General features: G+C 45.9%; 11 protein-coding genes. 9 read left to right on the top strand and 2 right to left on the bottom strand.

Annotated elements, in window-relative coordinates; translation table 11 throughout:
- Positions 1 to 68: 68 nt before the first annotated feature.
- A complete protein-coding gene (locus IS446_RS08450; RefSeq protein ID WP_203059757.1) occupies positions 69 to 1,457 on the bottom strand; it encodes a RagB/SusD family nutrient uptake outer membrane protein in 1,389 nt (462 codons plus the stop codon).
- A gap of 13 nt (positions 1,458 to 1,470) precedes the next feature.
- Positions 1,471 to 4,488, bottom strand: coding sequence for a SusC/RagA family TonB-linked outer membrane protein (locus IS446_RS08445; protein ID WP_203059755.1), 3,018 nt, complete (start codon positions 4,486 to 4,488; stop codon positions 1,471 to 1,473).
- Between the two features lie 74 nt (positions 4,489 to 4,562).
- On the opposite strand from IS446_RS08445, the gene IS446_RS08440 reads away from it, so the two are divergent.
- The 9 genes from IS446_RS08440 to rplB all read left to right on the top strand — a co-directional run bounded on the left by IS446_RS08440 (position 4,563) and on the right by rplB (position 10,824).
- Positions 4,563 to 4,892 (top strand): hypothetical protein, encoded by a 330-nt coding sequence (locus tag IS446_RS08440; RefSeq protein WP_203059753.1) that lies wholly within the window; start codon positions 4,563 to 4,565, stop codon positions 4,890 to 4,892.
- Positions 4,893 to 4,912: 20 nt separating this feature from the next.
- Positions 4,913 to 5,287 (top strand): 30S ribosomal protein S12, encoded by a 375-nt coding sequence (gene rpsL, locus IS446_RS08435; protein ID WP_143954394.1) that lies wholly within the window; start codon positions 4,913 to 4,915, stop codon positions 5,285 to 5,287.
- Between the two features lie 22 nt (positions 5,288 to 5,309).
- Positions 5,310 to 5,786 (top strand): 30S ribosomal protein S7, encoded by a 477-nt coding sequence (gene rpsG / locus IS446_RS08430; protein ID WP_203059749.1) that lies wholly within the window; start codon positions 5,310 to 5,312, stop codon positions 5,784 to 5,786.
- A gap of 20 nt (positions 5,787 to 5,806) precedes the next feature.
- Positions 5,807 to 7,936, top strand: a complete 2,130-nt coding sequence (fusA, locus tag IS446_RS08425) for an elongation factor G (protein WP_203059746.1) — start codon at positions 5,807 to 5,809, stop codon at positions 7,934 to 7,936.
- 11 nt (positions 7,937 to 7,947) lie between these two features.
- Positions 7,948 to 8,253: a 30S ribosomal protein S10 gene (gene rpsJ, locus IS446_RS08420; protein ID WP_007094989.1), complete on the top strand. Its 306-nt coding sequence runs from the start codon at positions 7,948 to 7,950 to the stop codon at positions 8,251 to 8,253.
- A gap of 189 nt (positions 8,254 to 8,442) precedes the next feature.
- Positions 8,443 to 9,060: a 50S ribosomal protein L3 gene (gene rplC, locus IS446_RS08415; RefSeq protein WP_203059743.1), complete on the top strand. Its 618-nt coding sequence runs from the start codon at positions 8,443 to 8,445 to the stop codon at positions 9,058 to 9,060.
- Positions 9,060 to 9,689: a 50S ribosomal protein L4 gene (gene rplD / locus IS446_RS08410; protein WP_203059740.1), complete on the top strand. Its 630-nt coding sequence runs from the start codon at positions 9,060 to 9,062 to the stop codon at positions 9,687 to 9,689. The genes rplC and rplD overlap by 1 nt, the downstream gene beginning before the upstream one ends.
- Before the next feature lie 8 nt (positions 9,690 to 9,697).
- Positions 9,698 to 9,988 (top strand): 50S ribosomal protein L23, encoded by a 291-nt coding sequence (rplW, locus tag IS446_RS08405; RefSeq protein WP_203059737.1) that lies wholly within the window; start codon positions 9,698 to 9,700, stop codon positions 9,986 to 9,988.
- Between the two features lie 11 nt (positions 9,989 to 9,999).
- Complete coding sequence (gene rplB, locus IS446_RS08400; RefSeq protein WP_203059734.1) at positions 10,000 to 10,824, top strand: 50S ribosomal protein L2; 825 nt, start codon at positions 10,000 to 10,002, stop codon at positions 10,822 to 10,824.

The raw sequence follows: 10,824 nt of genomic DNA, 5'->3' as shown, positions 1-10,824 counted from the left end.
CTTTAAGGCATGAAAAACCCTCTTCGGATCTTGAAGAGGGTTTGGAAGATGAGGGCGATGTAGAATATTTAGTTCACATAGCCCGGATTTTGTACTAAATTCGGGTTCGCATCGATCTCTCTTTGGGGGATCGGCATAACCAATTCATCGGCATTATAGGGTATTCCTGCCACATCTTGTTTTGTGCGCTTGAGGTCGTGCAGTGCGAAACCTTCGAATCCCAATTCTCTCTTGCGTTCTCTGAGGATCTCTTCCAGATCCAAAGCGCCCAGCGCCGAGGCGTTGGATCTTGCTCGCAGGGCGTTGATCTCTTCCAGCGGACTCAGCCCGATGTTGCTACCTTCTCTAAAGTTACATTCTGCTCTTATGAGGTGCATTTCGGCCAGCCTTAAAAAGGGGACGTTCGCGAATTGTGACTGCCATTTGCCGGAGGCTAAAGTTCCGTTTCCTTCATAAAAGAAAGTAGAGCGTTCGTCGTTAGGGTCATCGAATAGCTCGAAATACGGAGCTTCGATGGTGATATCTCCTGTGAGTGAACGGCCTCCGAAGTCCCTGGTGGCCCAAAATGTATTGTAGTCGTTGATCCCGTCCTGGGTGGTGATCTGCCACGCAAAAATATCTTCTGTAGAATCTTCGTCATTATTGAATGCGTCTTCGTAGCTCGCGGTAAGGGAGTGACCGCTGTTGTTGAGTACGTCGTCGGCCGCATCTCTTGCAGCGACATAGTTGCCTTGTTGCAGGTAGATGCGTGCTAAAATGGCCTGGGCTGCGTAACGATCGGCAAAAAAGCTATTCTCGTCAGGTAGCAGGTTGTAAGCGTCCTGAAGGTCTGTGATGAGTTGCGTATATACTTCTTCTACAGAATTCCTGCTGGGGAATTCGATCTGTGAGGCGTCGGTAACGGCATTGGTTACGATGGGTACACCTAATTGAGCGTTCGTTTGCCCCGTTTCATAGGGAAGGCCAAAATGCCGAACGAGCTCAAAGTAGACGAGGGCCCTTAAAAATTTAGCTTCCCCTTCCAGTATCGCAGCTGTTTCCGGATCTGTGATAATGTCCAGATTGTCTAATACCAGGTTGGTCTGGTTGATAGTAGCGTAGCCTTGGGTCCAGTAGGGAACAACGAATGCATTTTGTGCGGTCATTTGCTTCCTGTTGAATTCGGCAGGGCCTTGAAACGTTCCTCTCCATGCCAGTTCTCCCAAGAGGTTTTCGTTTTCTATGCGGTTGTCGTTTGCCAATAATTCAGAGGCCAGCTGGGTGTCTCCTGAAAATAGTACGTTACTTCCCGCCAGGTCATAGGCTCCTATCAGGAGGTTTTGAATGTTAGCAGGGCTGGAGGTGGCGGTTTCCGGGTCAAGACTTTGCTCCGGCACAAGGTCCAGGTTGTCGTCACAGGAGGTGAGTCCGGTGAGGGCAACGATCGTTAGGTAATAATATTTGAATAAAGGTTTCATAGTCTTCACGTGTTTAAAAATCAATATTAACCCCTATAGAATAGGTTTTAGCCGGAGGGGCAGAATAAAATTCGCGTCCCACATTAAGTGCGTTGTCAGCGTTAAAGTCGGCCGTTGCCTCCGGATCCCAACCGTTGTAATCAGTGAAGGTGAGCAGGTTGAAGCCTGTGAAATAAAGGCGTAGTCGTGAGATACTGAACTTCTCTGTAAATGTTGTTGGAATGGTATATCCGAAGGACAGGTTTCGCAATCGTATAAAGTCGGCATTTTGCAAATATCGCGTAGAGTTTTGCGTTCCGTTCGCTCCAAAGAGTCTGGCCTGAGGTACGTTGGTGATGTCTCCGGGTTGTTGCCATCGATCCAGCTGGTCTCTCGATTGGTTGTCGAAGAAATCGGCACTTGCGCTTTGGAATCGGCCTCCCGAATTAAAGATGGAGGCGCCCCATTGTCCCTGAAAGGTGAATGAAAAATCAAAATCGTAAAAGTTGATGGTGTTCGTAAGACCTGCGATCAGGTCTGGGAACGCTGAGCCTGCGATCACCCTTGAGGCTTCATTGAAGTTGTTGGTGGTAGAACGGTCGAGGCTTCCGTCTTCCAAGGGAGTGTTTCTGTAGAAAAGGGCGTCTCCATTATCGGGGTCTACCCCAGCAAACTCTACCAGGTAGAAGTCGGCAATGGACTCTCCTTCGCGAACAATGTTAACTCCGGAGATGATGTCGCCTCCGGGAAGGTCTATTACCTCGTTGATGTTTCTGGCGATATTGAAGCTCGTGGTCCATCGGAAATTCTCTTTGATAAAGTTCTTAGTGTTCAGCACGAATTCTACTCCCGTGTTTCTGATCTCCCCTACATTACGGGTAATGTTCAAAAAGCCAGAGGTCGATGGTACCGGTTGGGCCAGTAGCAGGTCGCTGGTGGTTTTGTTGTAGTAATCTATCTCCCCGGTGATTCGGTTGCGTGCAAATCCGAAATCGAGCCCCAGGTCCCATTGTGTGGTAGTCTCCCATTTAAGTGAAGGGTCTCCGATCTGTGTGGGGACCAGAGCAGCACGATTGTTGTAGGACGCCCCTTGGAATAAACTTCTGGAGGCGAAATTGCCGATCCCTGCGTTTCCTGTGACTCCCCAGCTGGCTCTGAGCTTGAGCAGGGTCAGGGTGTTGTTGTCTCTTAAGAATTCTTCTTCGCTGAGGATGTAACCTGCTGAGAATGCCGGGAACCAACCGTAGCGCTCATCTGCACCAAATCGGGATGATCCGTCGTAACGTAAACTGGCTTTTAATAACAGCTTGTTCCACAATGAAAAGTTGGTTCTTGCGAAATACGACAGGAAGTTAAAAGCGGTTCTTGTAGATCCGCCCCCTACGATCTCCGAAGCACTGCTTACAGTTTGAAGGTCGTCTGACGGGAATTCTTGCCCCTCTACGAACTGCAATCTCCTTCGGTCGTCTTCAAAGGACATCCCGAGGATGGCTTCCATATTGATGTCTTCGGCGAGGTCCTTATTAAAGGTGAAATAGTTGTTAAGAACGTATTTTTCATTTTGTACTGCATTGGCATCTGCAAATCCGTTGGTCGATGCCGATTCGGTGAGACTACCGAAAAAACGTTCCTCTACCTGGCTATTGAAATCGTATCCGACCTCTGTTCTGAAATTCAGGTTTTCGGTCATATTCCATTGGAGGTATACGTTTGCAAGGACCCTCCAAATGTTCGATTGATGGTCTGCGTTGTACTCCTGGAAAAGGAAGTTGTAATATAAGGTATTGGGATTTGGAATGACCCCATCGTCCTGGTAGGGTTTTGAAAATGGTACCTGGGCGATACCTTGAAGTGGTGTTGCAAAGGCGTTGTCGTTAGAGAGTCTGTTGACCTTTGTTTTGGAGATCCCGACCCCAAATCCGGTGGAGAATTTTTCGGAGATCGTATGATTGAGGTTGGTTCTCAGAGAATATCTCTCCAGGTCATTCCCCCGAATAATGGCGTCGGTTTTATTGTATCCTGTAGAGATAAAGAAGGTCGTTTTTTCGTTCCCTCCGGATACATTAACAGAAAAATCTTCAACCGACCCGTCAACTAGGGCAAGATCCTGCCAATCGGTATCAACGAGTCCGTCTCTCCAGTCTTCTTCGTTTTCGGCAAATAGGTTAAAGAAAAAAGCGGCGTCGTCTTCGGTAAAGCCGGAGTTCAGTGCAGCTTCGGTAAAGAGTTCGACGTATTCGGCTGTATTTAGCCATTCTCTTTTATTGGTTGGTTGACTAAAGCCATACGAGGTGTTTAGGCTAACCCTCGTTTTTCCTTCCTTACCTTTTTTGGTGGTGATTAGTACGACCCCGTTGGTACCCCGGGCTCCATAGATCGCTGCTGAGGAGGCATCTTTCAGGATCTGGATAGATTCAATGTCCTGCGGGTTGATCCCTACCAGCGGGTTGATAGGAGAGCCGTTCACACTTTCATCGTTGTTGATCATGGGGACCCCGTCGATCACATACAGGGGTTCCTGGGAAGATGATATGGTCGCCACCCCGCGAACCCGGATCTTGATCCCTGATTCGGCCTTACCGTTGACCTGGTTGATCTGTACTCCGGCGGCCTTACCTGCCAGGGTGTTTTGCACACTGGGAGTGGGTATCTCTGCGATCTGTTCGGAAGAGATCGATGCGATATTGTCGGTAACCTTTCGCTTGGTCGATGTACCGTATCCTACCACAACCACTTCGTCAAGCGATTGGGCGTCGATGTCGAGGACCATGTTCAGGGTGGTGGGGGTGTCGTTTGTGACGGTTGTTTCTACTGTTCTCATACCGACATAAGAGAATACAATGACATCGCCAATAGAGGCGTCGATGCTGTAGTTTCCGTCAAAATCGGTCTGTGTTCCTGTGGTCGTGCCTTTGATAAGGACATTGGCACCTGGAAGGGGGAATCCGTCGGGATCAGAAACCACTCCGCTATAGGTGTTGGTTTGCGACACGGCCAGTTGTGTTATCAACGCCATGGTAAGCGTTAATAACAAGTTGTAGCTTGATTTCATCCGTACTGTTATTTGATTAATAAATAATAAAAGTCTGAAAATCAGTACTTAAACGATGTTAAATGGGGTGAAATATGCTTTTATTTCGTGGAAATATAGTGTTGAGCGTTGATGCTGGAGGATTTCGCCCGGATTTGAAAATTGGTGAAGCAGGTGGGTTGTATTTCTCGGCGCGGGGTATTGACTGGTGTGGTTGGGTTGCTAAAAGCTTTGCAGGATTATTGCCATTTTTTGGACTTTGTTCTTCTTGTTTCAGTAAAAACGTAAGGTTGTTGAAAATTAATCAATTAAGGTTTGATTTATTGGGAAATATTTCTACCTTTGCGACCCTCAAATCGGCATGTACTTCTGTTTCAGGGGGTTCTATGCCCTTGCAGGACGTGCGGTTTGAGATTTTAAAATAATGTTTATTGTAAAGTAAATTATGCCAACAATTTCACAATTAGTACGAAAAGGAAGAGCTACGATTACTAAGAAGAGTAAATCGGCTGCTTTGGATTCGTGTCCTCAGAGAAGAGGGGTTTGTACGCGTGTTTACACTACCACACCTAAGAAGCCTAACTCGGCTATGCGTAAAGTAGCAAGGGTTCGTCTTACTAACGGTAAGGAAGTGAATGCTTACATCCCGGGAGAGGGTCACAATTTGCAAGAGCACTCGATAGTATTAGTAAGAGGCGGAAGGGTAAAAGACTTACCGGGAGTTAGGTATCACATCGTTCGTGGTGCACTGGATACAGCAGGTGTTCAGGGTAGAACGCAACGTAGATCTAAGTACGGTGCGAAACGCCCTAAAAAGTAATTAAAACTTTTAAAAAGAAGACATGAGAAAAAGACAGGCTAAAAAGAGACCTCTTTTACCGGATCCAAGGTTCAACGATCAGTTAGTGACTCGATTCGTGAACATGATGATGTGGGACGGTAAAAAGTCTATTGCTTTTAAAGTATTCTACGATGCTATTGATATAGTTGAGGAGAAGAAACAAGACGAAGAAAAGACCGCGCTTGAGATCTGGAAAGATGCGTTATCTAACGTAATGCCTCACGTAGAGGTACGAAGCAGACGAGTTGGAGGGGCTACTTTCCAAATTCCTATGCAGATCAGACCAGACAGAAAGGTTTCTATGGCGATGAAGTGGTTGATCGGATATGCGCGTAAGCGTAATGAGAAGTCAATGGCGCTTCGTTTAGCGAATGAAATTCTTGCGGCTGCCAAAGAAGAAGGTGCTGCTGTTAAGAAAAGAGTGGATACACACAAGATGGCTGAGGCTAACAAGGCGTTCTCTCACTTTAGATTTTAACTAAAAAGCACGTTTAGAAAATGGCAACAAGAGATTTAAAATATACAAGAAATATCGGTATTGCGGCGCACATCGACGCAGGGAAGACTACGACTACTGAGCGTATCCTTTTCTATACCGGTATTAGTCATAAGATCGGAGAGGTGCACGACGGTGCAGCTACTATGGACTGGATGGAGCAAGAGCAGGAGCGTGGTATTACCATTACCTCTGCAGCGACTACCTGTACCTGGAAGTTCCCAATGGAAAAAGGGCAGCCTCTTCCTAATGCTAAAGATTACCACTTTAACATTATCGATACTCCCGGGCACGTTGACTTTACCGTTGAGGTTAACCGTTCCCTTCGTGTGCTTGATGGTCTGGTATTCCTTTTTAGTGCGGTAGACGGGGTGGAGCCTCAGTCTGAGACGAACTGGAGACTTGCAGACAACTACAACGTACCACGTATCGGTTTCGTAAATAAAATGGACCGTCAGGGGTCTAACTTCCTTGCGGTTTGTAAGCAGGTTAAAGAGATGCTTGGTTCTAAAGCCGTGCCACTTGTACTCCCTATCGGAGAAGAGGCAGACTTTAAAGGTATCGTTGACCTGGTAAAGAACAGAGCTATCGTATGGCACGAAGATAACTTCGGGTCTACTTTTGATGAGGTGGATATTCCTGCCGATATGCAAGAGGAGGTAGATATGTACAGAGCGCAGCTTATCGAGGCTGTTGCTGAGTACGATGAGGAGTTGATGGAGAAGTTCTTCGAAGATGAGAACTCTATCACAGAAGATGAGATCCACGCTGCGGTTCGCGCTGCGGTTATGGACCTTAGCTTTGTGCCTATGGTTTGTGGTTCTTCATTCAAGAACAAAGGAGTTCAGTTCCTTCTTGACTGTGTTTGTCGTTACCTTCCTTCTCCAGTAGATAAGGAGGCTATCGTTGGAACTAATCCTGATACTGAAGAAGAGATCAGTCGTAAGCCTAGTGTAGATGCTCCTTTTGCTGCACTTGCATTTAAGATCGCTACCGACCCGTTCGTAGGTCGTCTGGCTTTTTTCCGTGCTTATTCAGGTAGACTTGATGCTGGTTCTTACGTATTGAACAACCGTTCAGGTAAGAAAGAGCGTATCTCGAGAATCTATCAGATGCACTCAAACAAGCAGAATGCTATCGACTTCATCGAAGCTGGTGATATCGGAGCTGCTGTTGGATTTAAAGATATTAAGACCGGGGATACGCTTTCTGATGAGAAGCATCCGATCGTTCTTGAGAGTATGAACTTCCCTGATCCTGTGATCGGTATCGCTGTTGAGCCTAAAACTAAGGCCGACGTAGATAAGTTGGGTATGGCACTTGCTAAACTTGCTGAAGAGGATCCTACTTTCCAGGTGAAAACTGACGAAGCTTCAGGACAGACTATTATCTCAGGTATGGGTGAGCTTCACCTTGATATTATCGTTGACCGTCTTAAGCGTGAGTTTAAGGTAGAGGTTAACCAGGGAGCTCCTCAGGTAGAGTACAAGGAGGCGATTACCGGAAATGCAGATCATAGAGAGACCTATAAGAAGCAAACCGGTGGACGTGGTAAGTTCGCAGATATCGTATTTACTATGGAGCCTGCTGAGGAAGGTAAGGTTGGACTTGAGTTCGTGAACGAAGTGAAAGGTGGTAACATTCCTAAGGAATTTATCCCTTCAGTAGAGAAAGGATTCAAGGAGGCTATGAAGAATGGTCCGCTTGCCGGATTTGAGATGGATGCCATGAAGGTGACTCTTAAGGATGGATCTTTCCACCCTGTGGATTCTGATCAGTTGTCGTTCGAATTGGCTGCTAAACTTGGTTACAAGGAAGCTGCTAAGAAGGCGAGAGCGATCATCATGGAGCCTATTATGAAGCTGGAGGTGCTTACTCCGGAAGAGAATATGGGTGATATCGTAGGTGATCTTAACCGTCGTCGTGGTCAGGTAAACAACATGAGCGACAGAGCCGGTTCTAAGGTGATCAAGGCTGAAGTGCCACTTTCAGAGATGTTTGGTTATGTAACTTCTTTGAGAACCCTTTCTTCTGGGCGAGCTACTTCTACAATGGAATTCTCCCACTACGCAGAAACTCCTTCTAACATTGCTGAGGAAGTGATCAAGGCTGCTAAAGGAGCTAATGCTTAAATCTAAAGAAAATGAGTCAGAAAATCAGAATAAAGTTAAAGTCGTACGATCACAACCTCGTGGACAAGTCTGCTGAGAAGATCGTAAAAACGGTAAAAACTACCGGGGCTGTGGTAACCGGGCCTATCCCATTGCCAACCCACAAGAAGATCTTTACTGTGCTTCGTTCTCCTCACGTGAACAAGAAGTCGAGAGAGCAGTTCCAGTTGAGTTCTTATAAGAGACTTTTAGATATCTACAGCTCGTCTTCAAAGACCATTGATGCGCTAATGAAGCTTGAGCTTCCTAGCGGGGTTGAGGTAGAGATCAAGGTATAAGTTCTCTCCGTGTGTCACCGGAAGGAGTGCACAACATGTCCTGAGCGTTTCGCGAGGGAAAAACGGAAAAATACTTTCAGGGTTGAAAATGTATTTTTTTGGCCCTGAAGTTTTTTGAATAATGAGTAATTACTAACAACGGCTTGCAACCGAAAATATGAGGGTTGCGGGTTATTAAATTAAATTAGAATGTCTGGGTTAATTGGAAAGAAAATTGGTATGACCAGTCTGTTCGATGAGAACGGGAAGAACATTCCTTGTACTGTTATCGAGGCTGGACCATGTGTAGTTACCCAAGTCAGAACCAAAGAGGTTGACGGGTATGAGGCTCTTCAGCTTGGTTTCGATGACAAGGCAGAAAGACATGCTAACAAGGCTGAATCAGGTCACGCTAAGAAAGCAGGTACTGCTCCTAAAAGGAAAGTTGTCGAGTTCCAGGATTTTGAAGGTGAGTACAAATTAGGCGATACTATTACAGTAGAGCAATTTACAGCTGGAGAATTTGTAGATGTAAGTGGTACATCTAAAGGAAAAGGATTTCAGGGTGTTGTTAAGAGACATGGCTTCGGCGGTGTTGGACAGGCCACTCACGGTCAGCACAACCGTCTGAGAGCTCCTGGTTCTATCGGTGCAGCATCTTACCCGGCGCGTGTATTCAAAGGAATGCGCATGGCTGGTCAAATGGGTGCAGAAAGAGTAACAGTACAAAACCTGAAAGTGTTGAAAGTGGTTCCTGAGAAAAACCTTCTTGTTGTTAAGGGGTGTGTTCCAGGTCACAAAAATGCTTACGTAATCGTTCAGAAGTAATGGAAGTAGCAGTATTAGATAAAAACGGAAAAGAAACCGGAAGAAAGGTTAGCCTTTCAGAATCAGTTTTCGGTATAGAGCCAAGCACTCACGCTGTTTACTTAGACGTAAAACAGTACCTGGCCAATCAGCGTCAGGGAACGCACAAGTCTAAGGAGCGTGCCGAGATCGCGGGAAGTACCCGTAAGATCAAGAAGCAAAAGGGTACCGGTACCGCCCGTGCGGGTAGCATCAAGTCGCCTATCTTTAAAGGTGGTGGTAGAATTTTTGGTCCAAGACCAAAAGACTATACTCAGAAGCTTACTAAAGGATTGAAGAAGCTGGCAAGAAGATCGGCTCTTTCTGCAAAAGCAAAAGAGAACCAGATCATCGTAGTAGAGGACTTCAATTTTGAGACTCCAAAGACCAAGGAATTTTCTTCTGTCCTGAAAGCCTTAGGGTTAGATGGTAAAAAGTCGCTGTTCGTGTTGGGTGATGCAAATAAAAATGTATATTTGTCGTCGCGCAATTTGAAGGCCTCAGAAGTGGTAACTCCTTCAGAATTAAACACTTACAAGATTGTTAATGCAAACAACATCGTGTTTTTTGAAGGGTCTCTGGAAGGTATTGTGTCGAATTTAAGTAAATAATGAAACCCATGAGTGTGTTAATTAAGCCTATTATTACGGAAAAAGCAACCGCAGACAGCGAGTTGAACAATCGTTATGGTTTCCTGGTTGATACCAGAGCAAACAAGATCGAGATCAAGAATGCGGTAGAGGCTACCTATGGTGTTTCTGTTGAAAAAGTTCGTACCATGAACTACGGGCCAAAGCGTAGTACTCGTTACACCAAGAGCGGTATCCAGAATGGAAAGACCAACGCTTATAAAAAAGCGATCGTTCAGGTGGCTGAAGGAGATATTATTGATTTTTATAGTAATATTTAAGTAGAGACGGAATGTCAGTTAGAAAATTAAAACCAGTTACTCCTGGTCAGCGATTTAGAGTAGTGAACGGATTTGACGCGATCACTACTGACAAGCCGGAGAAGAGCTTGCTCGCTCCGTTAAAAAAATCAGGAGGTAGAAACAGTCAAGGAAAAATGACCATGCGCTATATGGGTGGTGGTCATAAGAGAAAGTATCGTATCATCGATTTCAAAAGAGCTAAGGCAGGAGTTGAGGCTACTGTTGAGTCGATCCAGTACGATCCAAACAGAACTGCGTTTATTGCATTGATCGTTTACAAGGACGGTGAGAAGAGCTACATCATTGCTCAGAACGGACTTCAGGTTGGACAAACCGTAGTGTCTGGTTCAGGTGCTGCTCCTGAGATCGGAAATGCAATGCCTTTGAGTGAAGTGCCTCTGGGTACTATTATTTCTTGCATCGAGCTGCGTCCTGGACAGGGTGCGGTTATGGCGCGTTCGGCTGGGGCCTTTGCACAGCTTATGGCGCGTGATGGGAAGTATGCAACTGTTAAGCTTCCTTCGGGAGAAACCCGTATGGTGCTTGCAGATTGTATGGCTACTATCGGTGCGGTGTCTAACTCTGATCACCAGTTGATCGTATCAGGTAAGGCAGGTAGAAAACGCTGGTTAGGTAGAAGACCTAGAACAAGACCAGTAGTGATGAACCCTGTAGATCACCCAATGGGTGGTGGTGAAGGAAGAGCTTCCGGAGGTCACCCAAGATCTAGAAAAGGTTTACCTGCTAAAGGATTTAGAACACGTTCTAAGACCAAAGCGAGTAATAAGTACATTGTAGAACGTAGAAAGAAATAA

Source organism: Robertkochia sediminum, from assembly GCF_016786255.1.
GTDB lineage: Bacteria > Bacteroidota > Bacteroidia > Flavobacteriales > Flavobacteriaceae > Robertkochia > Robertkochia sediminum.
Note: the sequence above shows the minus strand (reverse complement) of the source record. Positions and strands in the feature narration are given on the sequence as shown.

Coding starts and splice junctions, on each gene's coding strand:
- IS446_RS08450 (WP_203059757.1), bottom strand. CDS start 1,457: ATGAAACCTTTATTCAAATATTATTACCTAACGATCGTTGCCCTCACC.
- IS446_RS08445 (WP_203059755.1), bottom strand. CDS start 4,488: ATGAAATCAAGCTACAACTTGTTATTAACGCTTACCATGGCGTTGATA.
- IS446_RS08440 (WP_203059753.1), top strand. CDS start 4,563: ATGCTTTTATTTCGTGGAAATATAGTGTTGAGCGTTGATGCTGGAGGA.
- rpsL (WP_143954394.1), top strand. CDS start 4,913: ATGCCAACAATTTCACAATTAGTACGAAAAGGAAGAGCTACGATTACT.
- rpsG (WP_203059749.1), top strand. CDS start 5,310: ATGAGAAAAAGACAGGCTAAAAAGAGACCTCTTTTACCGGATCCAAGG.
- fusA (WP_203059746.1), top strand. CDS start 5,807: ATGGCAACAAGAGATTTAAAATATACAAGAAATATCGGTATTGCGGCG.
- rpsJ (WP_007094989.1), top strand. CDS start 7,948: ATGAGTCAGAAAATCAGAATAAAGTTAAAGTCGTACGATCACAACCTC.
- rplC (WP_203059743.1), top strand. CDS start 8,443: ATGTCTGGGTTAATTGGAAAGAAAATTGGTATGACCAGTCTGTTCGAT.
- rplD (WP_203059740.1), top strand. CDS start 9,060: ATGGAAGTAGCAGTATTAGATAAAAACGGAAAAGAAACCGGAAGAAAG.
- rplW (WP_203059737.1), top strand. CDS start 9,698: ATGAGTGTGTTAATTAAGCCTATTATTACGGAAAAAGCAACCGCAGAC.
- rplB (WP_203059734.1), top strand. CDS start 10,000: ATGTCAGTTAGAAAATTAAAACCAGTTACTCCTGGTCAGCGATTTAGA.